The sequence below is a fragment of the Janthinobacterium kochi genome (assembly GCF_051380715.1).
Lineage (GTDB): Bacteria > Pseudomonadota > Gammaproteobacteria > Burkholderiales > Burkholderiaceae_D > Janthinobacterium.
Genome location: NZ_JBNYXO010000001.1, coordinates 154,001 through 175,760, shown reverse-complemented (window position 1 = coordinate 175,760; position 21,760 = coordinate 154,001). Strand labels below are relative to the sequence as shown.

At 64.9% G+C, this 21,760-nt stretch carries 18 protein-coding genes; 3 read left to right on the top strand and 15 right to left on the bottom strand.

What is annotated here, in order from left to right; genetic code table 11:
- Nucleotides 1–116: 116 nt before the first annotated feature.
- The 12 genes from ACQ4WL_RS00795 to ACQ4WL_RS00740 form a co-directional block, all read right to left on the bottom strand.
- Nucleotides 117–1,307 (bottom strand): PA0069 family radical SAM protein, encoded by a 1,191-nt coding sequence (locus ACQ4WL_RS00795; RefSeq protein ID WP_436507485.1) that lies wholly within the window; start codon nucleotides 1,305–1,307, stop codon nucleotides 117–119.
- A gap of 80 nt (nucleotides 1,308–1,387) precedes the next feature.
- Nucleotides 1,388–2,068: a tRNA-uridine aminocarboxypropyltransferase gene (locus ACQ4WL_RS00790; RefSeq protein WP_436507484.1), complete on the bottom strand. Its 681-nt coding sequence runs from the start codon at nucleotides 2,066–2,068 to the stop codon at nucleotides 1,388–1,390.
- A gap of 95 nt (nucleotides 2,069–2,163) precedes the next feature.
- Nucleotides 2,164–3,918, bottom strand: coding sequence for a methyl-accepting chemotaxis protein (locus ACQ4WL_RS00785; RefSeq protein WP_436507482.1), 1,755 nt, complete (start codon nucleotides 3,916–3,918; stop codon nucleotides 2,164–2,166).
- A 265-nt stretch (nucleotides 3,919–4,183) separates the two neighbouring features.
- Complete coding sequence (locus ACQ4WL_RS00780; RefSeq protein WP_436507480.1) at nucleotides 4,184–4,696, bottom strand: lipocalin family protein; 513 nt, start codon at nucleotides 4,694–4,696, stop codon at nucleotides 4,184–4,186.
- Between the two features lie 20 nt (nucleotides 4,697–4,716).
- Nucleotides 4,717–5,526 carry a substrate-binding periplasmic protein gene (locus ACQ4WL_RS00775; protein WP_436507478.1) on the bottom strand — a complete coding sequence of 270 codons (810 nt, stop codon included), beginning with the start codon at nucleotides 5,524–5,526 and terminating at the stop codon, nucleotides 4,717–4,719.
- A gap of 33 nt (nucleotides 5,527–5,559) precedes the next feature.
- Nucleotides 5,560–6,591 (bottom strand): type VI secretion system protein TssA, encoded by a 1,032-nt coding sequence (gene tssA, locus ACQ4WL_RS00770; RefSeq protein ID WP_436507477.1) that lies wholly within the window; start codon nucleotides 6,589–6,591, stop codon nucleotides 5,560–5,562.
- 20 nt (nucleotides 6,592–6,611) lie between these two features.
- Complete coding sequence (tssH, locus tag ACQ4WL_RS00765) at nucleotides 6,612–9,266, bottom strand: type VI secretion system ATPase TssH (protein WP_436507475.1); 2,655 nt, start codon at nucleotides 9,264–9,266, stop codon at nucleotides 6,612–6,614.
- On the bottom strand, nucleotides 9,263–9,739 hold the full coding sequence (tssE, locus tag ACQ4WL_RS00760; protein ID WP_436507474.1) for a type VI secretion system baseplate subunit TssE: 477 nt from the start codon (nucleotides 9,737–9,739) through the stop codon (nucleotides 9,263–9,265). Before tssE ends, tssH begins: the two co-directional genes overlap by 4 nt.
- A gap of 66 nt (nucleotides 9,740–9,805) precedes the next feature.
- Entirely contained in the window at nucleotides 9,806–10,297 is a 492-nt protein-coding gene (locus ACQ4WL_RS00755; protein WP_034750126.1) for an Hcp family type VI secretion system effector, read from the bottom strand.
- Between the two features lie 31 nt (nucleotides 10,298–10,328).
- On the bottom strand, nucleotides 10,329–11,819 hold the full coding sequence (gene tssC, locus ACQ4WL_RS00750) for a type VI secretion system contractile sheath large subunit (protein ID WP_436507473.1): 1,491 nt from the start codon (nucleotides 11,817–11,819) through the stop codon (nucleotides 10,329–10,331).
- A 1-nt stretch (nucleotide 11,820) separates the two neighbouring features.
- Entirely contained in the window at nucleotides 11,821–12,330 is a 510-nt protein-coding gene (tssB, locus tag ACQ4WL_RS00745; RefSeq protein ID WP_436507471.1) for a type VI secretion system contractile sheath small subunit, read from the bottom strand.
- A 37-nt stretch (nucleotides 12,331–12,367) separates the two neighbouring features.
- Nucleotides 12,368–12,964 carry a hypothetical protein gene (locus ACQ4WL_RS00740; RefSeq protein WP_436507469.1) on the bottom strand — a complete coding sequence of 199 codons (597 nt, stop codon included), beginning with the start codon at nucleotides 12,962–12,964 and terminating at the stop codon, nucleotides 12,368–12,370.
- A gap of 278 nt (nucleotides 12,965–13,242) precedes the next feature.
- On the opposite strand from ACQ4WL_RS00740, the gene tssJ reads away from it, so the two are divergent.
- The 3 genes from tssJ to icmH are packed head-to-tail and all read left to right on the top strand — an operon-like array spanning nucleotide 13,243 to nucleotide 16,035.
- Nucleotides 13,243–13,842, top strand: a complete 600-nt coding sequence (gene tssJ, locus ACQ4WL_RS00735; protein WP_436507467.1) for a type VI secretion system lipoprotein TssJ — start codon at nucleotides 13,243–13,245, stop codon at nucleotides 13,840–13,842.
- Between the two features lie 37 nt (nucleotides 13,843–13,879).
- Nucleotides 13,880–15,250 (top strand): type VI secretion system baseplate subunit TssK, encoded by a 1,371-nt coding sequence (gene tssK / locus ACQ4WL_RS00730; protein ID WP_436507466.1) that lies wholly within the window; start codon nucleotides 13,880–13,882, stop codon nucleotides 15,248–15,250.
- Complete coding sequence (icmH, locus tag ACQ4WL_RS00725; protein WP_436507465.1) at nucleotides 15,247–16,035, top strand: type IVB secretion system protein IcmH/DotU; 789 nt, start codon at nucleotides 15,247–15,249, stop codon at nucleotides 16,033–16,035. Before tssK ends, icmH begins: the two co-directional genes overlap by 4 nt.
- Before the next feature lie 127 nt (nucleotides 16,036–16,162).
- Here the strand turns inward: icmH and ACQ4WL_RS00720 are convergent, their stop codons facing one another.
- The 3 genes from ACQ4WL_RS00720 to tssM are packed head-to-tail and all read right to left on the bottom strand — an operon-like array spanning nucleotide 16,163 to nucleotide 21,750.
- Nucleotides 16,163–16,948 (bottom strand): OmpA family protein, encoded by a 786-nt coding sequence (locus ACQ4WL_RS00720; RefSeq protein ID WP_436507464.1) that lies wholly within the window; start codon nucleotides 16,946–16,948, stop codon nucleotides 16,163–16,165.
- Nucleotides 16,949–16,957: 9 nt separating this feature from the next.
- Nucleotides 16,958–17,938 (bottom strand): type VI secretion system-associated protein TagF, encoded by a 981-nt coding sequence (tagF, locus tag ACQ4WL_RS00715; RefSeq protein WP_436507463.1) that lies wholly within the window; start codon nucleotides 17,936–17,938, stop codon nucleotides 16,958–16,960.
- On the bottom strand, nucleotides 17,935–21,750 hold the full coding sequence (tssM, locus tag ACQ4WL_RS00710) for a type VI secretion system membrane subunit TssM (RefSeq protein WP_436507462.1): 3,816 nt from the start codon (nucleotides 21,748–21,750) through the stop codon (nucleotides 17,935–17,937). The genes tagF and tssM overlap by 4 nt, the downstream gene beginning before the upstream one ends.
- Nucleotides 21,751–21,760 lie beyond the last annotated feature (10 nt).

The following is a 21,760-nucleotide window of genomic DNA, read 5'->3' as shown; positions in this document are numbered from 1 at the left end:
AACGACGGCGCTCCCTTCCCGGTGAGCGGCGGCACTCCCCCAGCCGCAGGTCACCATCGCCCGCATTCCAGCGCGTGAACGCCACCCTGCCGCATCAGCGCTGAGGACGGTTTAACTTAAAACAAATCCAGCTGCCCCACATTGCCCCCTTTTTCCCTTGCCCCCAACGGCGGCACCACCAGCGGCCGGCGGAACTGCGTGCAATCGAGCTGCTTGAAGCGGCCGCCCTTGCCGTGCAGTCCCAGCCGGTGCACGGCTTTCTCGAAACGCTGGCGAATGAGGTCGGCCCACACGCCCTCACCCCGCATGCGCGTACCGAACGCGCTGTCGTAATCCTTGCCGCCGCGCATTTCGCGCACCCGGTTCATCACGCGCTGGGCCCGTTCCGGGAAGTGCGCTTCCAGCCATTGCTGGAACAATGGGCTCACTTCCCACGGCAGGCGCAGCACGACGTAATGGGCGTGGATGGCGCCCGCATCGCGCACGGCTTCGAGCAGCTGCTCGATTTCCGGCTCCGTGACAAACGGAATGATGGGCGCGATGCTCACGCCCACGGGAATGCCCGCCTCCGTCAGGGTGCGGATGGTGCGCAACCGCCGCGCCGGGGCGGCCGCGCGCGGCTCCAGCGTGCGCGCGATGGCGGGATCGAGCGTGGTGACAGTGACGGCCACGGCCGCCAGATGCTTGGCCGCCATGGGCGCCAAAATGTCGATATCGCGCTCGATCAGCGACGATTTCGTGATCAGCGCCACGGGATGCTCGCACTCGTGCAACACTTCCAGCACGCGCCGCGTCAGTTGCCGTTCGCGTTCGCACGGCTGATACGCATCCGTGTTCACGCCCAGGGCGATCGGTTCGGGCACATACGACGCCCTGGCCAATTCCTGCCGCAACAGTTCGGGGGCGTTCACCTTGGCGTAGATGCGGCTTTCGAAGTCCAGGCCCGGCGACAGGCCCAGATAGCTGTGCGTGGGACGGGCAAAGCAATAAATGCAGCCGTGTTCGCAACCCCGGTACGGGTTCAGGGACACATTGAACGGCAAATCGGGCGAGGCATTGCGCGTGAGGATGCTGCGTGCCTGCTCGTCGCTGACCTGCGTTTTCCAGCCCGGCACTGCTTCATCCCCGGCCACCTCGTCCAGGCCGCCCACGTTCCAGCCATCATCAAAACCGGCGCGCGCATGCGCCTCGTAGCGCCCTTGCAAGTTCGACACGGCACCGCGACCCTTGCGGGCTTTCAGCGATTGCGGCGGCAACATGGCTTGCCCGGCGAAGCTGTCATCGTGCTCTGGAATGATTGCTTTCATGAACGGCCTCATTAACTGTATATACGTACAGTATACTATGCCGCTGTGCGGGCAAGATCAAGGGTTACCGTGCTGCCGTTTCACGCTTTTTCACCATGCGGCATGACATAACTCAACTGCTGTTCGACAAAGCCATCAAATGCCGTGATCAGGGGAACGAAGCGGGGCGCGTCCCGCTCCAACTGCATCAAGGCATAGCAGGTCGCTTCCAGGGTCGATAACTGGTCTGGCGCGTGCGCCTTGCGGATCAGGTAATGGGAAGCGGGCGTATCGCGCAGGGGCAGGCGCGGCAACTGTTGCAAGCGGGAATTCAAGTACAGCATCTTGCGGCTCTTGCGCCAGGTGGCGTCCAGCACCACCAGCCGCACTCGGGCGGGATCGAGCAAGATGCCAGGGTCGAGCGCTGGCGGCGGCGCGATGCCCAGCGAACGGTCGCCTGGCGTATCCGGATACAGCAGCACGTTGTGCTTGTCGGCCAGCAGTGCGGCGAGCGTGTCCGGGGCAAACTGTTCGCCCGTCAGCATGCGGCTGTTGGGCAGGCTCAGGTGCAACAAGCGGGCACTGCCCTTGGCGTTGTGGACTTCCAGCGGATGTTGCAGGATCAATACCTCTACCACGTGGGCAACGGAGGTGGTCCAGCGGCAGATGCAACTGGTGGCGGCGCGCAGGCAGACCGCGCAGCGCTCGCGTTTGGGCGGTTCGGCGTGGGAGGGCAATGCAGAGGTCTGGCTGGAAGTGCTGGAGGTGCGACTGGTGGTCATGGCGGAGCGCGTGCGCGGGATTCTTCAAGCCGCGATTGTAGCGCCCGCGCCATGCCAGCGGGAATGGCCGAGCGAGCGGCCGCTTAAAACAAAGCTTAAAACTCTTCCCACTCGTCGGCGCCGGAAGCGACCGGTGCGCGCGGCTTGCTGGTGTGTGCCGTATCCGGTTTCGCTGCCTTGACGGGACCGCTGGCGGAATGGGCGACGACGGTGGGCGCGGAGGTGCGCGCAGCAGCGGTCACGGTGCGCCTTGCGGCTGGCTGGCCTGCGGCGGGACGGGCGGACACGCTGGCCGGGACATATTGCTGCGTAGCATCAAGCTTGAATACCCCCACCACATCGGCCAGCTTGGCCGCCTGTTCCTGCATGGATTCCGCCGCCGCAGCCGCTTCTTCCACCAGCGCTGCATTTTGCTGCGTCACTTGGTCCATCTGGCCGATGGCCTGGTTGACTTGCTCGATGCCGGCGCGCTGCTCATCGCTGGCGTCGGTGATCTGGTTCATGATCTGCGTCACATGGCTGATGCTTTGCACGATCTCGTCCATGGTGCGGCCCGCCTTGTCCACCAGTTGCGAACCGGCCTCGACCTTTTGCACGGAATCGTCGATCAAGCCCTTGATTTCCTTGGCCGCAGCGCTGGAACGCTGCGCCAGGTTGCGCACTTCGGAGGCCACCACGGCAAAACCGCGGCCCTGTTCACCAGCCCTGGCCGCTTCCACGGCCGCGTTCAGGGCCAGGATATTCGTCTGGAAGGCGATGGCGTCGATAACGCTGATGATGTCGACAATCTTGCGCGAGGAATCGTTGATCGAGCCCATGGTGCTGACCACTTCCGACACCACCACGCCACCCTTGCTGGCGATCTGCGAAGCGTCGATGGCCAGCTGATTGGCACTGCGGGCATTGTCGGCATTGAGTTTCACGGTCGAAGTCAGCTCTTCCATGGAAGAAGCCGTCTCTTCCAGCGAACTGGCCTGCTCTTCCGTGCGCGACGACAAGTCCAGGTTGCCGGCGGCAATTTCGCTCGACGCCGTGCTGATCGATTCGGTGCCGGCGCGCACCTGACCGACGATACTGACCAGTTTATCGTTCATGTTTTTCAGCGCATGCATTAATTGCCCCGTTTCATCGCGGCTTTCCACCACGATATGGCTGGTCAGGTCGCCAGCGGAAACGGCTTCCGCCACCTCGACGGCGCGCGTGATGGGACGCGTGATCGAACGCGTGATCCAGTAGGCGCAGGCGATGCCCAGCAAGATGGCGACCGCGCCCAGCGAGATCAGCAGCAAACGGCCATTTTCGTAGCGCGAACGGATGTGCGCAGCCGCTTCATCGAGCAATCTGGCTTCCAGCACTTCCAGCTTCTTCAGCGCCGCCAGGTAAATGTCGCGCTTGGCGGCCATGTCGCCTTCGTACAGGCGCTTGCCCAGTTCCAGGTCACCCGCATTCTTGGCCTTGAACACATTCTTGCGCACGTCCGTGTAGGCCTTGCGCGTGCTCAGCACTTCCTGGTACAACGCCTGCTCTTCAGCGTTCAGCTCGCTCTTGCCGATATCGTTCTGGATTTCCGTGGCGCGGGCGGACGAGACCGCCATTTCCTTTTCAAACTGTTTCTGGTGTTCTGGATCGCTGACTTTCCAGGCGGCCGCCGTGCGCGCCGCGTTCACCTCGATGACCTTGGTCCACTCCGCGATCAGGCGCTCATTGCGCACCTTGACGCTGATCAGTGTATCGGTTTCCTTGCTGGCGCTTTGCATCTGCACGATGCCCACCACGGTCAGGCTCGTCAACAGGAGCAAGACGGCGGCAAAAGCGCCACCGAGACGTATGCCGATTTTGAGGTTTTTCATTGCGTGATTCCTATCTGAAAAAAACAATGCACAGACGCCACGAAACCGACCTGCTGCTACGTATTAAATATAGCAGGCATCTGCCGTGCGGCAATCACGAGCGGCGATGCGACACTAGCCGCGTCACCAGTATGGCGGCACGCCGCAGCGCACCACTTTGGAGCAGATTGTGAGTGAATCAGGTTGGTATTGCAAGAAATAACATGCAGAAAAGCAACAATTGGAAGGCGTTATGCCGCCACGAACGGGCGGCAGGCAAGCAAGGTCAGTTTTGTTTCACATAGATCAATTTTGACGTATCGAAACCCAGTTCCCGGGCTTTCTCGACCAGGCGCTGCTGCAAGGCAGGGTCCATGGTGGGCGTGCGCGACAGCAACCACAAATATGACTTGTCGGGGCCGCTGATCATGGAGTAGCTGTAATCTTGCTGGTCCAAATCAAACACGATGTAGGAACCATAGAAGGGTCCGAAAAACGACACTTTCAGGTAGCCCACGTCTTTCTTGTCCACGAAATACGCCTTGCCTTCGGCTTCCTTCCACTTCGCGTCCGCGTCCTTGTAGCCGCGGTTGAGTACTTTCAGGCCGCCATCCTGGCGCAGGCTATAGTCGGCCGTCACATGGCTGAGGCCCCGTTCGAAGGAATGGTCGAGGCGTGCGATCTCATACCATTTGCCCAGATAACGGGTCGTGTCAAAGTGATTGACGGGATGAATATTCTCGGGCCGGCCCACACAGCCGGCCAGCACGAGCACACTCAGGAACAACAGTTTTTTCATGGTCTTCTCCATAGTTGAAATCAGGGCAGCAATGCGCGGTCGACAATGCGGCGGATCGCGCCACTATTCTGCATGCGCACGATGGCGGCATTGAATTGCTCGATAAAGTCATCGCGATAAGGGTAGGTGGCCGGCTGGCGCGCGGTAAAGCCCAGGTGGCCCTGCTGGCTGGCCAGTTGCGCGGTTTCCTGTATCGCCTGGAGCGCCTGCATCGGCGTGCCCGCAGGCCCTTCGCGCCGGATGCGCTGCAATTCCCACTGCGCAGACAGGCGGTCGCTGACATAGCAATCGATGCGCCCGCGCATCAGCTTGAGCAAATTCGTGCGCGTGCCCTTGGCCGGGGCGAGCACGATTTTTTCGGCGCGCAAGGACGCCGTCAGCGCCGCATCGCCCAGCAGAAAACCCGCGTTCACGCCGATGTGCAGACCGCCGTAATCGGCAGGCCACTGCCGCAGCGCGCGCCTGGCCAGCACGTCCTGATTGCACAGCACCACCAGCTGCTCCATCAGCAGCGGCACGGAATAGCGCACATACGGCCGTTCGCTGCGCCACGAATACGGCGGATACAGGGCAAACGCCTCGCCCGTCTGCAGCATCAGCAGCCCCCGCTTCCAGGGCACGGGACGCAGCTGCACCGCATACTGCGGCATCGATTGCAAGGCGACACGCACGATCTCCGTGTAGATGCCTTTCAGCTGTCCATTCTCGACGTAGGAGTACGGCGGATAATCGTCGTCGCCATAGATCACCAGCGGTGTCGCAGCCCCGGCCTGCGCGCTGGCAGCGATGAACAGGCATAGCGCGGCAGGCAACATGAGCATTCTGGACATGCCCAAAGATTAGCATGGAAGCGCCAACAACGATCACCCGTTCGCGCTGTTCGTGCCCAGCATCTCGTCGAGCTGCGCCAAGGTGCCCGAATCCTTCACGACGGCGCGCAGCCACAGGTGCAGCGGCAGTTCGCCCCAGCTGGCGGCCTTGTCGGCCAGATACGCGACGGGGCTGTGCGGCTCGGTGCGGCGGAAAAAATCGGCCACCTGGCGCAACTGGGCCAGTGCCTGCTGGCGCTGCACGATGGCGCCCCCGCCGTTGCTGGCGCCCTGGCCAGCAGCGGGCGGCGCGCCGGAAAAGTCCACGCCAGATGGCAGCGGCGCAATGAAATGAATGACGTTTTCCAGCGCTTCGCGCGCCGCGCGAAAACTCGGGCCATCGGTGCCGAAACGCGCATCGACACTGCGTTCGAACGCCAGCAGCGACTGCATGCAGTATTGTGCATCGGCCAGCAATGCGTCGGAAAAGGCGCGTGTATTCCTTTGCCGCGCTGCCTCCATCTGCGCCAGGGTCGCCCCTTCGTCGTGGCGCGCATCGCCCCAGCCCTGTTCCGCTGCGCCCTGCGCCAGGCTGGCGGCCGCGCGCTGGCGCGCCACATCGAAATCCTGCACTGAAAACAGGCCGTCGGCGCCTTCGGTCAGCGGAATCTCGCGCAGCAGCTGCGGCGTGCGCGACAGCAGCCAGAAGACATTGCCGATGCGCTGTTCCTGGTCGCCCTCTTCCGCCGGCGGGTACAGGCCCTCCCAGTAACGCTCGCACAGGCCGGCCAGCAGCGCATAGCCATCGCCCAGGCCACGGAAGTGGCGCGTTTTCGCGTGCGCCTCGGCCAGCCACACGGCAAGGCGCAAATCCTTGCTGCGCGCTGCGATCAGCTGTTCGCAGCGCGTCGCCACGAAAGGCCAGTCGGCTTCCTTCAGCGCCGTTACCCACTCGCCCTGGTCCAGGCTGGGGTCATCGTGCTGGCGCGCGCGCGCGATAGCGTCGAGCTCCTGGCTGAAAGTGATGTCTTCGCCGCAGGGACTGACGGCGCTGACGGGGTGCAGCAACTGCTCCAGATTGAACATGGCGCTCTCCGGGCGGTGGATTATCGGATTGTGTACTTGAACTGCCCCTGCTTGCTGGCACTGACGCGTATCGAGGCGATCGGCTCGCCTTCTGCCATGCGCGCCAGCACCGCTTCGGCGATCGCCGGCAGCAGGCTGCCGTTGAGGATATGGTCGACATTGCGGGCGCCCGAGTCGACCTCGGTGCAGCGCGCCAGCACCGCCTCGACCAGGCCCGCGTCATGGCTGAACTGCGCCTGGTGGTTGCGTGCGATGCGCTGCCCGATACGCGCCAGCTTCAGCGCGATGATCTCGGCCAGCACCGCGTCGTTCAAGGGATAGAAGGGCAGCACCTTCAGGCGTCCCAGCAAGGCCGGCTTGAAATGCGCCACCAGCTGCGGGCGCACCAGCTCTTCCAGCGCGGCCGGCGTGGGCAAGTCCTGCGCTGCCCGGTTCAGGCAGGCGGCCATCATCGTGCCCGAACCCAGGTTCGAGGTGGCGATGATGATGGTGTTGCGAAAATCGACTTCGCGCCCTTCCGCGTCATCGAGCACGCCCTTGTCGAAGACCTGGAAGAACAGTTCCAGCACATCGGGATGGGCCTTTTCCGCTTCATCGAGCAGCACCACGCTGTAGGGCTGGCGCCGCACGGCTTCCGTCAGCACGCCGCCCTCGCCATAGCCGACATAGCCGGGCGGCGAGCCTTTCAGGCCGGCCACGCTATGCGCCTCCTGGTACTCGCTCATGTTGATGGTAATGAGCTTGCGCTCGCCGCCATACAGCAGGTCGGCCAGCGCCAGCGCCGTTTCCGTCTTGCCCGTGCCGGAGGGTCCCGTGAACAGGAACACGGCTTGCGGCTTGTTCGGATCGTCCAGGCTGGCGCGCGCCGTGCGCACGCGCTGCGCCACCGCTGCGATGACGTGGTCCTGGCCCAGTACCCGTTCGCGCAGCGAACCGTCCAGGGTCAGCACCGTGCGAATCTCATCCTTGAGCATTTTCCCCAACGGGATGCCGGTCCAGCCGGCGACGATGCCGGCCACCACCTGCGCATCGACTTCCAGCGGCGACAGCGGCGCCTCTCCCTGCAGCGCCGTCAGTTCTTCCTTCAGCGCCAGCAGGCGTGCCGCGCCGATCTCGCCCGGCCGCTCGCCGCGCAGTTGCCCACGCAAGTCGCCGACCTGTGCCACCAGCGCCTTTTCACGCTCCCAGCGCTGCGCCAGCGCCGCAATCACCGCCTGTCCTTCCTCATGCTCGCGCCGCAGCTGCGCCAGGCGCGCGGTGCCGGCCTTGTTGGGCACTTCGCCATCGGCCGCCTCGCGCATCAGGGCGGCGATTTCCGCGCCGATACGTTCCTGCCGCCGGTTCGCGTTTTCCAGCTGCGCCGGCGTGGCGCGCTGGCCCAGCGCCACCTTGGCGCACGCCGTATCGAGCACGCTGATGGCCTTGTCGGGCAACTGGCGCCCGCTGATGTAGCGGTGCGACAGGCGCACCGCCTCGACGATGGCGGCGTCGCGCACGCGGATGCCGAAATGGCGCTCCATCAGCGGCGCCATGGCGCGCAGCATGGCGCAGGCGATGTCTTCGCTCGGTTCTTCCACCTTCACCACCTGGAAGCGCCGCGCCAGCGCCGCATCCTTCTCGAAATATTTTTTGTACTCGCTCCAGGTGGTGGCCGCGATCGTGCGCAGGGCGCCGCGCGCCAGCGCCGGTTTCAACAAGTTGGCCGCATCGTTCTGCCCCGCCTGGCCGCCGGCGCCGATCATGGTATGCGCCTCGTCGATGAAGAGGATGATGGGGTGCGGGCTTTTCGCCACCTCGTCGATGACATTCTTCAGCCGGCTTTCGAATTCGCCCTTCACGCTGGCGCCGGCCTGCAGCAAGCCCATGTCGAGCGCGTGGATGTGCGCGCCCTGCAGCACCTCGGGCACGTCGCCGGCAGCGATGCGCAAGGCCAGGCCTTCCACCACGGCCGTCTTGCCCACGCCCGCCTCGCCCGTGAGAATCGGATTGTTCTGGCGGCGGCGCAGCAGGATGTCGACGGCCTGGCGTATCTCCGCCTCGCGGCCGATCACGGGATCGAGCTTGCCGTCGCGCGCCAGCTGCGTCAGGTCGGTGGTGAACTGGTCCAGCGCCGGGGTTTTGCTGGCCAGGCTAGCAACAGCATCGTCGCCGGTGTCGGAAAGCCGCGGCACGCCAGCGCTTTCCTCCTCGCTGGAGCCGGCCGTCAGTTTGTCCGGATGGTGCTTCAATTGCTCGACGCTGAAACGGGCAAACAGCTTCGAGCCACGGTACGCGAGCTGCGACAGTTCCGGCTCCGTCAGCAGCGCCAATAACAGATGGCGGCTGCGGATGGCGGTCGGCCGGGTGGCATCCGCCACCGTGCCCAGCGAGGCGATCAGCCAGGCATGTTCGAACAGCAGCGGCAAGTGGGGCGAAAACACGGGCGTGCGCGCACTGCCCGTCCTGAAGCTGGCGATCTCGCGGCGCAGGTCGGCATCCAGCGCCGTCAAGCTGATTTCGCTACGCCGCGCAATGGTGACGAAATCGCTGCGCTCCTGCTCCAGCAGGGCCAGGAACAGGTGTTCGATATCGACTTCATACTGGCCCAGTCCCACGCAGATGCCAGCGGCGCGGGTGGCGGCCGTGCGCGCCGTGTCATTCAGTTTGGCGATCAGGGTTTTCAAATTATTGCTCATGCGGCGGCTCCCTTGCGGTTGATCGAATAGCGCAGCGACGACGGCTGCAGCACGGCGTCAAAATTGACCGTCTCGCCGCCGGACATCACGGCCAGGGTGCCGCTGATGACGAAGCCCACGCGGTTGATGCTGCCCGCTTCGCGCTCCAGGCGGGCGCGCACATTGCGCAGGCGCGGTTCATGGCGTTCGATGGCCGCCTTCAGCGCGGCGCAGATGCGGGCGCGGTCATCGCTGCTGGAGAGGCACATGCCGGCGAAATCGATCAAGCCATAGTTGACGATGGAAGCCGCGCATTCCGGATAGGCGTCCAGCGCGCCCGGCGGCAGCGCCACGCGCGTGTTGAGCAGCTCTTCCAGATCGCGCGCCACCGCATCCTTCAACTGCTCGAGCGACAGGCGCACCGCCACGCCGCCCGCTACCGCACCGCCGTCGCCCATCAGGCGGTCGAACAGGCCAGGTACATAACTGTCCATGCGCTCTCCTGAAAAGTCGGCGCGGCGCGCGGGCGCAGGTGGCCGCCGCGCGCCGCGCGCCATGGATCAAGCCACGCGGTTCGCGGCCAGGTCCCAGCCGCCCGAGGTATTGCCGCCAGCGCCGCCCGTCACTTTTTGCTGCGTGTATTTCCACTTCACTTTCGAGAACTTGAAGCCGACGTGTTCACCCAGGATGTCGCCTTCTTCCACGTTCGGCGTGACGGCGCCGATCAGCACATTCTCGATTTCGATTTCAAAGTACTTGACGCGCTCACCCTGGCCGTCGGCGCGCATGAATTCGAAGCGCGCCTTGGGAATGGTCTTGCCGGCCGAGCAGGTCTGCAGCAGCACCGGCGAGGCCAGGTCGGCCAGCTTGGAGATGACGATGTCCTTATGCTCGCAGCGTTCAGCCGTGTGGCCGCCGCCCGTCGAGGCGGTGGCGGACTTCGGCTGCTCGACGCTCCAACTGACCGATTTGCACTCGATCCAGTCCTTGTGCTTGTCATCGGTGGACTCGCCCTTGATGCCGTCTATCTGCAGATATACATCGATTGCCATGGTGTGCTCCTGTGGTTGAAAGATGGGTGAATCAGGAATTGGTCGACTTCGGCAACTCCGCGACCAGTCGGAGCGAAACGGATAATTCATCAAGCTGAAAGTGCGGCCGCAGGAACGACACGGCGCGGTATACGCCGGGCCGGCCCGGCACTTCATGCACCTGCACGGACGCCTCGCGCAGCGGGAACTGCGCCTTCTGCTCCTGGCTGGCGTTATCGTCGAGCAGCACGTACTGCATCAGCCAGCGGTTCAAAAAATCTTCCACGTTGGAGGCGGCGGCAAAGCTGCCGATCTTGTCGCGCATCATGGCCTTCATGTAATGGGCGATGCGCGAAACGGCGAAGATGTACTGCAACTGCGACGACAACACCGCGTTCGCGTTGGCCGCGTCGCTGTTGTACTTGCGGCTTTTCTGCGCCGACTGCGCGCCGAAGAATGCGGCATACGCCGTGTTCTTGCAGTGCACCAGCGAGATGAAGCCCAGGTCCGACAATTCCTTTTCGCGGCGGTCGGTGATCGCCACTTCGGCCGGGCATTTCAGGGCCACGTCGCCCTCGTCCGTCTTGAAGGTATGGGTGGGCAGGTCGTCCACCAGGCCGCCGCCCTCCACGCCGCGGATGGCGGCGCACCAGCCGTAATCGGCAAAGGCGCGCGTCAGCTTGCAGCCGAACGCATACGCGGCGTTACACCACAGATATTTGTGATGGTCGCTGCCATCGACTTCCTCGACAAAATTAAAGCCTTCGACGGTAGTGCCATCGACGGGATTGAACGGCAGCCGGCCCAGGAAGCGGGGCAAGGTCAGGCCCACGTAGCGCGCATCCTCGGATTCGCGGAAGGCTTTCCATTTCGCGTACTCGATGGTGTCGAACACCTTGGCCAGGTCGCGCGGCTTGCCCAGGTCGCCGTAGCTTTCCAGGCCAAACAGCTCGGGCGCGGCCGACGCGATGAACGGTGCATGGGCGGCGGCGGCAATGTGCGACATCTGCTCGACGAAATACATGTCTTCCGGCTGGCGGGAAATGGCGAAGTCGCCCAGCAGCGCGGCGAATGGCGCGCCGCCGAAAGTGCCGAATTCCTCTTCATAGACCTTCTTGAACATGCTGCTCTGGTCGAACTCCAGCGCCGCCTGGAAATCCTTCACCAGTTCGCGCTTGGTGGCGTTGAACATGCGGATCTGCAAGCGCGTGCCCGTATCGGAATTGCCGACCAGGTAGCGCAGCCCGGTCCAGCTTTGCTCAAGCTGCTGGAATGGCGACGCATGCATGATTTCGCTGAGCTGGGCGGAAATCAGGCGGTCGATTTCCGCCACGCGCGCGTCCAGGGTGGCCGACAGGCTGGTCGACATCAGCACCGTGCCGTCGAGCACCTGCGCCACCAGTTCCGAGATCAGGTCGCGCGCGCGCGCATGTTCGGCGCCGGACTTGGCGACGCGGCTTTGCTCGACGATCTGGTCCAGCAAGTCGGTGGCGGCCGGCGCACCGGGGGTGGCTACCGCAAGGGCTTCTGCCTGGGCGCTCATCTCAATCCTCCTGCGCTGGGAACTGCGGTTTCAGGGTGGCCAGGCTGTCCGTGTTGTTCAGCACTTCCGTCAGCAAGTCTTCCAGCTTGTCGTTGCCGGCCAGCTTGTTGCGCAAGTCCGCCAGCTTGGTGCGCGCCTCGAGCAGCTTGCGCAAGGGGTCGACCTGGCGCACCACCGATTCCGGGCGGAAGTCATCCATCGAGCGAAAGTGCAGGTCGACAGCGAACGTGCCGCCCGCCTCGCTGATGCGGTTCGGCACGGCGAAACGCGCCACCGGCTCCACGCCGGCCAGCACTTCGTCGAAATTGTCGCGGTCGAGAGAGACGAACTTGCGGTCCTTCAGGCGTTTTTTTTCGCTGTCCGGATTGCCGCCAAAGTCGCCCAGCACGCCGACCACGAAGGGCAACTCCTTGTTTTCAATCGCGTCGCCAATCTCGACGTCGTAGGTCATTTGCACGCGCGGCGCGCGTATCTTTTGCAGGCGTTTTTGCACGCTGTCGGACTTGGGCATGTCGCTTCCTTTGCAAGGGGATGGTGGGGATGCTGGCTTATTTCAGGCCGCTGAACGGGTCGGCCCCGCTGCCTTGCTGCGCCTCGCCTTTCGCCGCTGGCGTACCGGAACCGGATCTGGCAGCGCGCTTGCCGGCCGCCGGCGGACGCCTGGCCGGCGGCACCAGCACGTCTTCGCCGATGCTCGCGCGCAGCAGCTTGGCCAGGTCCTGCGCTTCCGAGCGCAGCGAGCCATTCAGATTGTTTTGCCGCGACAGGTCGGCCAGCGCCTTGCCGGACAGGCGCAAGCCGCTGACGGCGACGATGCTGTTGGCGACCTTGTCGTCGGGGTCGCGCTCCAGCGCTTCGAGCGCATGGCCGATCGCGTCGCCGTACTGGCCGCGATCGAACTTCATCTGCGCCATTTGCAGCCACGGCGCCTTGTCGGCCGGGTAGCTGCTGCCACCGCCCTTGAGCAGGGTCATGGCGCGCTCGTACTGGCCGGCGCGCGCGGCTGCATCGGCGTCGCTCATCACTTGCGCCAGGGTCGGCGCAGCAGGTTTCCTGGGCGCCGACTGCTCTGGCGTGGCGCAGGCGGCCAGCAGCAAGGCGCTGGCGAGGCAGGCAATACGGTGCAACATGGTGGCTGGCTTCATCGGGGCATTCCTTCACGTGGAGGACGCTACCGCTGGGAAAGATGGGCGGCGCCTTGGTGGAGGCCATTATTGATCGCCAATTTTTTTGCCAGATTGAGATTAATCAGCAAAGAAGAAGTTCCACGCTACAGCCGCGTACAGCGACATGAATCCTGATCTGGCGCAGTAATTGTCTTGATCGCAGACGGACTTTGTGCCAACGCAAGCAGGTCGCCCCTGCATGCGTTTAAATGACTGCAACACTTTTATTTCCACCCTTCACCTTGCAAAGATCACCCATGCCATCTGACGCCCCGCTCCGCCGCTTGGTCCGCGCCACCGCGCTACTGCTGCCGGCCCTTCTGCTGGCCGGCTGTGCGGGCGGCGCCATCGGCACCCTGGCCAACGCGGCGCTGCAAATGGCCGGCGTGGCCAAGCCGCCACCGGAACTGCCGGACGCGCAAAAACCGCCGCGCAACGTCAGCATCCGCCTGCACGCGGCGCAGCGCCTCAACACCGATGCCGAAGGCCGGCCGCTGGCGCTGGTGGCGCGCATCTACAAGCTGCGCCAGAGCGCCGCCTTCGAGCAGGCCCCATACGACAGCTTCCTCGACACGCAGCGCGAAAAGGCCGCGCTGGGCGCCGACCTGATGGAGGTGAAGGAAGTGCTGCTGGTGCCGGGCCAGCGCTACGAAGTGCAGGAAAAAGTCAGCAAGGAAGCGTATTTCATCGGCGTGGTGGCCCTGTTCCGCGCGCCTGCGGCACAGCGCTGGCGCGCCACCTTTCCCGCCGCCGAGGCGGAACGCGGCGGCATCACCGTCGGCCTGCACGCGTGCGCGCTGAGCGTGGCCAGCATGGACAGCGGCATGGCGCCGCTGTCCGCCCTGCGCTGCCAGTAGCGCGCACAGGCACGCCACACATTCAAGGAGAAACGAGATGGGCATGGCAGCGAAAGTCTTGTGGGGAGAAGGCCTGTTCCTGCGGCCGCAGCATTTCCAGCGCCAGGACCAGTATCACGAAGCGCGCCTGCATCACACGGCCAGCGCGCTGCATCCCTACCTGTGGGGCGTGGCGCACATGCAATGGGACCTGGCGGCGCTGAAGACGGGCACCCTGCGCCTGCAAGCCCTGTCGGCGATCTTCCGCGATGGCGAAGTGTTCGAGGCGCTGGGCGACGGCGCACCGGGCAGCGATACCCTGCCCCCGCCGGTGGATCTGGAAGCGCTGCCGCCGGCGGTGCAGGAAGTGACGTACTACGCGGCGCTGCCCATCCTCAACCGCGAAGGCATGAATTACACGGCGCAGGCGTCAAAGGCGGGCACGCCTGCAGCGACGCGCTTTGCGCACGCCATGCGCGCCACGCCCGACCTGTTTACGGAATCCGCCGTGGCCGACGTGGCGTACCTGAAAAAAACCGTGCGCCTGATTCCCGACAACGAGGCGCGCGGCTCCTACGACTGCCTGCCGCTGATCGCCCTGCGGCGCACGGTGTCGGGCGGCTTCGAGCCCGTGCCATCGTTCATGGCACCCAGCCTGGCGATCGCCGGCGCGCCGCGCCTGCAAGGCGTGCTGGAACATCTGCTCGACGCGCTGCAGGCGAAAGTGAGCGCGCTGCACGGCCACCACCGGGAGCCGAGCCGCAACGTGATCGAATTCCGCTCGGGCGACGTGTCCTCGTTCTGGCTGCTGCACACGGTCAGCACGGCCGCCGCCGCGCTGATGCACTATGTGCGCCATCCGGCCCTGCATCCGGAGCGCCTGTACGAGGCGCTGCTGGGCCTGGCGGGCGGCCTGCTCAGCTACTCCAAGCACTACACCCTGGCCAGCCTGCCCGCCTACGACCACGCGCAGCCGGGCGCCTGCTTCGACGCCATCGATGGCATCATCCGCGAACTGCTCGACACCGTCATCTCGTCGAAGTATTTTTCCATCGCCCTGCTTGAAGACAAGCCCTCGTACTATCTGGGCAAGCTCGATTCGGGCAAGATCGACCAGCACACCACCTTGTACCTAGCGATTCGCGCCGCCATGCCCGCCATCGAACTGGTGGACGTGGTGCCGCTGCGCGTCAAGGTGGGTGCACCAGACGACGTGGAAAAATGCGTGCTGACGGCCATGCCCGGCCTCAAATTGTCGCATGCGCCACAAGTGCCGGCAGCCATCCCCGTGCGGCCCGACACCTTTTATTTTGCGCTTGAAAACCGCGGCGTACTGTACGAGCAGATGCTCAAGGCGCAGTCGATTTCCGTCTACGTGCCGGCCGGCATACGCGACCTGCAGCTGGAACTGATCGCGGTGACGGCATGAGCCAGCTCATCGAACGGCGCGCAGCGCCCTCCCTGCTGGGACCACGCGGTGCCGCCCCTGCCGGCACGGCCAGCCGGCATGCCGGCAGCGCCCTGCTGGACCTGATGCACGAAGGCTTTTACATGCTGTTCATGCTGAAGCACGGTTCGGCGCCCGGCGACGAGCAAAGCTTCATGGAGCGCATCACGGCCTTCCTCGGCGACTTCGAGCGCGAAGCGAAAAAGATCCGCGCCGATGGCGACGATATCGAGGCGGCCAAGTATGCGTTTTGCGCCGCCGTCGATGAAATCATCCTGGCCTCGCCTTTCACCCTGCGCAAGCAGTGGGAGCGGCGCCCGCTGCAGTTGCTGATCTTCGGCGACCAGCTGGCCGGCGAACACTTTTTCGACCGCCTCGACGCCTTGCGCGGCAAGGGCGCCATGCGCGTGCAGGCGCTGCAGGTTTTCCACATGTGTTTGTTGCTGGGATTCCAGGGCAAGTATGCGATCGACGGCGGCGAAAAACTCAGCTACCTGACGGCGCGCCTGGGCGACGAGATCGCCCACATCAAGGGCAAGAGCCGTGGCTTCGCGCCGCGCGCGGAACGCCCCGACCAGGTGGTCAACAAACGCGGCAGCGACGTGCCGCTGTGGGCGCTGTCGAGCTTTTTCGCCCTGCTGGCCATCTGCGCCTACCTGGGCTTGAAAACGCATCTGACGCGCGGCACGCAAACGACCCTGGCCGCGTATGCGGACCTGGTCAAACTGGCGCCACGCCCAGCATACCTGACCATCACCCTGCCCTGAACACCTCACAAAACCTACTGCGCGTCGGTATAGGCGGCCTGCGATGCTCACCGTGCTCTAGCACGGTTGCGCTTCTCGACCGCCTCTCCCTTCCGCTCGCTACGGTTTTGTGAGGTGTCAACCCAATCTATTGCGCGATTCTGAACTCGATGCGCCGGTTCCGCGCCCGGCCATCGGCCGTGGCGTTGCTGGCCACGGGACGGTCCGGCCCCTGGCCCGACACCAGCACCGAATCGGCCACGACACCCTTGCTGGCCAGGTAGGCGCGCACGGCTTCGGCGCGCGCCTGGCTCAGGGTCACATTGCTGGCGCGCAGGCCCGTGTCGTCCGTATGGCCGATCACTTCCACCTTGCGTCCCCGCAGCTTGAGCATGACTGCCGCCATCTCGTCGAGGATGACCAGGCCGGCCGGCGTGATGGAAGCCTTGCCGCTGTCGAATTCGATGATGCGCTTGTCGAGCGCCGCATCGAGCAAGCCCTGCTCGGCCTCGGCCGTCTTGACGCGCAAGCCGTTGTTGACGGTGTAGGTGGGATTGAGGCTGGTGGCGATGTCGCTGGCGATCTGCTGGCGCTGCGCCTCGTTGGCCACTTCGCCGCGCACGCTGACGTTGTTGCCGGCGATGCTGATCTGCCCCCGCGAAATGAGCTTCAGGTTCGGTGCGATCAGCTTTTGCACGTAGGCGTTCCAGTTGGCCGGCACGGCCACGTTGCCGATGGCGATCTGGTCGACCACGCGCTCGGCGCCATACAGTTCGCGCAGGCGGGCCAGCACGGCCGCCTTGCCCGCCTCGTCGGCCAGGGTGCCCGTGACGAGGATCTGCCCCGGCATGGGCGTCTGGGGCACTTGCGCCTGCGCCGGGACGTGGCAGGGAGCGGCTGCGGCAAGCAGCAGGAAGAAAACGGGTGGCTTCATCGCAATCCTTCAGGCAAAGGTATCGGCAAACATGGCGCAGGCCGAGCGCAGCGACAGCTGCTCCTGCTGCAGGCAGGCGGACAACTGGCGCAGCGCCGCATCGTGTCCCAGCTGCTCGTCAACCCAGTCGAGCTGGTCGAACACGATCAGCCGTTCGCTGCCGGCCTGCGGATCGATCAGCGCGCGCAAGCCGTGCGGGTCGGCGCCGCAAAAACCGATCACCAGCACGGGCACCTCGTCGAGGTGGGAAAAGAACAGCGCCAGTTCAAAATCAGCCTGCCGCAGGAAAGGCGCGATCAGGTGCAGCCAGAAGCTCGCCACCAGTTCGCGCAGCTGCGCATCCTGCGGCAGCGGCAGCACCAGGCTTTTCTCCGGGCGCGGGAAGCCGCTCTGGCGCACCGGCTGCAGCAGCATACCCAGGCCCAGCAGCAGTTCGCGCACCGTCACGGGAAACGCGGGCGAAGCCAGCATCGCTTGCAAGCCAAGCACCGTCTGCGCCTGCAAAAAGGCGGCCAGCCGCGCCGCATGGCACGGCGCTACCGGTTCGACCTCGACCACGTTGCCGGCCAGCGCCAGCAGGGCCGGCCCCGGCTCGGCGCTTGCCACGATGCCTTGCGACAGCTGCTCCACGCGCTGCCACAGGGGCGCCAGCGCCAGCGGGCTGCAAGCGACAAAGGCTTCGGCGTCATCGACTTCCAGCGCGCCCATGGCCATGAAGGGAAAGCGCCGCTGCGACTGGTCGTTGCTCGCTTCCAGGCGCCCGGCGATGGCGCGCCGGCTGCGCGTGCCGACAAAGGCAAAGCGCAGCGGCGGCAAGGCGTCGTAATTGAGCTTCCAGCGCGGCTCCACCGTCAGGGCGTTCATGACCTGCGCCAGCCAGTCGTCGAGCAGCTGCACCAGCGCGTGATTGTCGCAAGCCTTGATGAAGTCGCCGCGCGCGGGGATCTTGCCGAAGTAGCCGAGGCGCACCGGCTGTTGCGCGCGCGTCATGGCGACACTCCCGCCGCCGCAACGGCGGCAATGGCCGGCACGGGTGCCGCAGCACCGACGATGGTCTCGGGCAGCTGCATGCCGCGAAAGCCCTGCTCCTGCAACGCCGCAGTTCCGCCCGCACCCGTCGCCGTCGTTTCCGCGCTGCTGGTGATTTTCAGGTCGACCGCCACGGCCACCTCGCCGCGCGCCCAGCGCAGCTCGAACACGCCGCCCTCCTTGCGCTTCTTGCTCGCCGCATCGATCATGCGCTTCAAGCCGAATTGCCCCGGCTCGTTGAACAGCTCCACCGTGCGTCCGTCGAAGGTGACGGCGGTGATGCGCGCGCCCTGGGGGCCCGCCGCGCCTTGCGGGCCCGGATGCACCATGTTCGTCCACTGCGCCGGCGTGTTGCGGTAGCGCAGCTGCTGGCCGTCGATCTCCACCGTGTATTCCAGGGTGCCCGGCGCGGGCGACGGCTGGATCTGGAACACCGTTTGCGCCGCCGTCGACGTAGTCGCCACACCGCCCGCGCCCAGCGGCGCGATCCAGCCGGGAAAGCGCGCCACCACCTGCGGCGCCAGGCTGATGCCCATGTCGGCCCAGGTGCGCGGCGCCAGCATGTCGCCGCGCCGCACCACCAGGGGGCCCATGGAGGTGGTGACGAATTTCGCCACCAGGCCTTCCGGGCCGAAGAACTGGCCGATCTCCAGGTTGCTCGCCTCGATGCGCGCGTTCGGGGCAAACGGATATTTGTTCGCCAGCGATTTCTGGAACGGTTCGTACACTTGCGCCGCCCAGGTCTTGTTGATCTCCAGTTCCGCCGGCGCGACGATGACGGCAAAGGTCTGCATCAATGGCCGCACGAGGATGGGACGAATCGCCTGCTTTTGCGCGTCGCTCATCCCCGTGAGCATCTGCTCGTCGACCAGTTTCAGGGTGTCGGCCAGTTCGGAACCGCTGCCCTCCAGCGTCTGCTGCATGAACTGGCGCGCGCCCGGTCCCGCGTCGCCCTGATTCTTCAGCTGGTTCAAACGGCTGCGCAGTTTCGACAGCGCTTCCAGATAGGCGCGCATCAGCGAGGCATTGTTGTCCCTGGCCGCCACCAGCTTGCCCACGCCGGCAAACTCGCGCCCCACGGGGCCCATGGGTTTATCCAGGCGGGCCGGGTCGAGCTGCGCATTGAGACCGGGACTGGCCGTCAGCTGCGATGGCGCGCGGCGCAGCACGGTTTCCTTGAACCAGGCGATGATGCCCCGCTCGGCCTTGCGCAATTGCGCATTCTGCAGCGCCGGGTTGTCCCACGAGGTTTCTGCGTAGATGTTTGTCAGCAGTTTGGCGATCGGCGACGCTTGCGGGTCGCCCAGGCGATTCATCGCTTGCACGGCGCCGTCAAAGCCTTTCAGGTCGGCGACAGCGACACCCTGCACGAATTTTTGCCACTCGCGCGCGTAGTCGGCCTTGTACATGGCCACCAGGTTTTTCTCGATCTGCTCCGGACTGCCTTCCAGGGTCAGGTCGTCGGTGGAGGCGCTTTTCAGCACCCAGTCGGCGCTTTGCAGCTCACGGTTGGCGGCGTCGCGAAACGCGCCCTCGACGAACTTTTCCCACGCCTGGCGCGTAAAGGCGCCGGAGACGGCGTAACTGCCCGCCAGCAGCGCCTGATCCTGTTCGCCGACGATGCGCGCCACCGTCATGCCGGGAAAACGCGTCGAAGCGCGCGCGCGTATGTCGGCATACACGCGCTCGCGCGCCGGCATGCCGCGCACCACACGACGCAGGTTTTCGCGCGCCTGGTCGACCAGCGCCAGCTTCTGCTCGATGCGCGGCCAGGACGGATCGCCGATCTGCGCCAGGTAAAACGTCAGCAGCCGTTCAGCGCTGCGTATCATCTGCTCGCGCGGCATGGCGCCCCGGTTACCTTCCAGCCAGCCGCGCCAGAAGCGCGTCAGCTGGTCGTTCAGGTGGCTGCTCTCGGCATGCGTCTTGTCGGCCAGCATCAGATAGGTTTTCAGCGCGTTGTAGGCATCCTCCACATTCGTCGCGCTGGCCGCCTGGTACTGCACGCTGCGCGGCACGACAGATGATGCAGCGCCTGGCGTCTGCGGCGTGCGCGCCGTGGGCTGCAGCTGGTCGGCGCTGGCGTTCATCTCGAACAGCAAGGCTTCCAGCGCGCCCGCCACGGGCGCCAGCATGACCTGGCGCGCGCCGGAAAAATATTCCTCGCGCAGCTTGCGTTCAAGTAACTCACCCTGGTACAGGCCCAAGCGCAGAGACCAGGGCCGTTGCGTGCGGTACGCTTCGAGCTGCTCGATGCGGTCCTGCAAGATCTCGAGCGCTTCCAGGCGCGACTGCAAGTCCAGGCGCCGCTCCTGCAGCTTCACCACTTTATTTAAATCGGCCTCCACGTTGGCCACCAATTGCCGGTTGCCCAGGTAGGACCAGCTCCAGCCTCCCAGGCAGGCGCCCAGCGACACCGTCACGGCAAAGAACACGGCATATTTGAAGCGCAGCTTGGCGCGGTTGGCATAGTTGGCTACCAGGTGTTTGTCGGCAAAAATGACCTTGCGGAACAGTTCCAGCAGGAAATAGCCATGCTGGCGCGCACCGGACGGCGCTGCGGCCGGGGCCGGTGCGTAGGCCAGGTCGAAGCGGCGCGCCACCTGCTGCGAGGAGGCACTCACGGGCTCGCCCTCCTGCAGCGCGCTGGTAAAGTAAAAGCCGCGGAACACGGGCTGGAACTGGAACGGATTTTCCTCGAACAGGGTGGCGATGAAGGCGCGCAGGGCCGGCTTGATGGCGGCAAATTCCAGCGGAAAAGTAAATACGCCGGGCGCCATCGTCTTGCGTTGCCGGTGTGCCATGTTGGCCAGGCTCAGCTCCGTCAAGCCATCGTGCAATTCATCGAAACTCTGGTCGAAAAACGCCAGCAAGTCCGCCGTGGGCAGCTTGCGCTGGTAAGGCATGGTGGCGCCCCAGACACGCTCGCGTTCGCTGCATTCGGCATCGGCAAAAAACTCCGTGAAGCCGGCGATCAGGTCCGCCTTGGTAAACACGATGTACAGCGGCGCGAACACTTCCAGGCGTTCGATGACGTCCTGCACGCGCTTGCGCAGGCTGCGCGCCAGTTGCATGCCCACATCGGGGTTGCCTCCCAGTTCGGCGATGCTGACGGCGATGAGGATGCCGTTGATGGGTGCCTTGCGCCGGTATTTTTTCAGCAAGTCGAGAAAGCCGAACCACTCGCCGCGGTGCTCGTCGACGACAGAATAACGTCCCGCCGTGTCGAGCACGATGCCATCCGTGGTGAAAAACCAGTCGCAGTTGCGCGTGCCGCCCACGCCTTGCACGATCTTGCCATCGGCGAAGGGGAATTGCAGGCCCGAATGCAGGATGGCGCTGCTCTTGCCGGCGGCCGGATTGCCGATGATCATGTACCACGGCAATTCGTACAGGGCGGCGGCGCCTGCTTTGAGGCCCAGCTTGGACGTCTTGATGGTCTCGATGGCAGCCAGCATGCCCGTGCGCACGGCGTCGAGTTCACCGTGCTGGGTGCTGTTGGCCGTCGAGGCCGAGGCCGCTTGCGCGGCGGCGATCTCGGCTTCGTTGAGGATGGCTTGCCCCAGCGCCTGGGCATTGCGCCGCGCGCGCCGCCGGCGCCACAGCCACAGGCCCAGCCAGGTGACAAAGGCCAGCAACAGCAAGGCCAGCGCCCAGATCAGCGCCACTTCCAGCACCTCGGCGCCCAGGTACAGGAACACGGCCAGCGCCACGAAGCCGAGGATGGTCAGATTGCGGCTGTCGGAAAGGAAATGCCAGAGTCGTCGCAGCATGATGAGCCCA

Excerpts from the sequence above, each read along its gene's own strand:
- ACQ4WL_RS00795 (WP_436507485.1), bottom strand. The coding sequence starts at position 1,307 with ATGAAAGCAATCATTCCAGAGCACGATGACAGCTTCGCCGGGCAAGCC.
- ACQ4WL_RS00790 (WP_436507484.1), bottom strand. The coding sequence starts at position 2,068 with ATGACCACCAGTCGCACCTCCAGCACTTCCAGCCAGACCTCTGCATTG.
- ACQ4WL_RS00785 (WP_436507482.1), bottom strand. The coding sequence starts at position 3,918 with ATGAAAAACCTCAAAATCGGCATACGTCTCGGTGGCGCTTTTGCCGCC.
- ACQ4WL_RS00780 (WP_436507480.1), bottom strand. The coding sequence starts at position 4,696 with ATGAAAAAACTGTTGTTCCTGAGTGTGCTCGTGCTGGCCGGCTGTGTG.
- ACQ4WL_RS00775 (WP_436507478.1), bottom strand. The coding sequence starts at position 5,526 with ATGTCCAGAATGCTCATGTTGCCTGCCGCGCTATGCCTGTTCATCGCT.
- tssA (WP_436507477.1), bottom strand. The coding sequence starts at position 6,591 with ATGTTCAATCTGGAGCAGTTGCTGCACCCCGTCAGCGCCGTCAGTCCC.
- tssH (WP_436507475.1), bottom strand. The coding sequence starts at position 9,266 with ATGAGCAATAATTTGAAAACCCTGATCGCCAAACTGAATGACACGGCG.
- tssE (WP_436507474.1), bottom strand. The coding sequence starts at position 9,739 with ATGGACAGTTATGTACCTGGCCTGTTCGACCGCCTGATGGGCGACGGC.
- ACQ4WL_RS00755 (WP_034750126.1), bottom strand. The coding sequence starts at position 10,297 with ATGGCAATCGATGTATATCTGCAGATAGACGGCATCAAGGGCGAGTCC.
- tssC (WP_436507473.1), bottom strand. The coding sequence starts at position 11,819 with ATGAGCGCCCAGGCAGAAGCCCTTGCGGTAGCCACCCCCGGTGCGCCG.
- tssB (WP_436507471.1), bottom strand. The coding sequence starts at position 12,330 with ATGCCCAAGTCCGACAGCGTGCAAAAACGCCTGCAAAAGATACGCGCG.
- ACQ4WL_RS00740 (WP_436507469.1), bottom strand. The coding sequence starts at position 12,964 with ATGAAGCCAGCCACCATGTTGCACCGTATTGCCTGCCTCGCCAGCGCC.
- tssJ (WP_436507467.1), top strand. The coding sequence starts at position 13,243 with ATGCCATCTGACGCCCCGCTCCGCCGCTTGGTCCGCGCCACCGCGCTA.
- tssK (WP_436507466.1), top strand. The coding sequence starts at position 13,880 with ATGGGCATGGCAGCGAAAGTCTTGTGGGGAGAAGGCCTGTTCCTGCGG.
- icmH (WP_436507465.1), top strand. The coding sequence starts at position 15,247 with ATGAGCCAGCTCATCGAACGGCGCGCAGCGCCCTCCCTGCTGGGACCA.
- ACQ4WL_RS00720 (WP_436507464.1), bottom strand. The coding sequence starts at position 16,948 with ATGAAGCCACCCGTTTTCTTCCTGCTGCTTGCCGCAGCCGCTCCCTGC.
- tagF (WP_436507463.1), bottom strand. The coding sequence starts at position 17,938 with ATGACGCGCGCGCAACAGCCGGTGCGCCTCGGCTACTTCGGCAAGATC.
- tssM (WP_436507462.1), bottom strand. The coding sequence starts at position 21,750 with ATGCTGCGACGACTCTGGCATTTCCTTTCCGACAGCCGCAATCTGACC.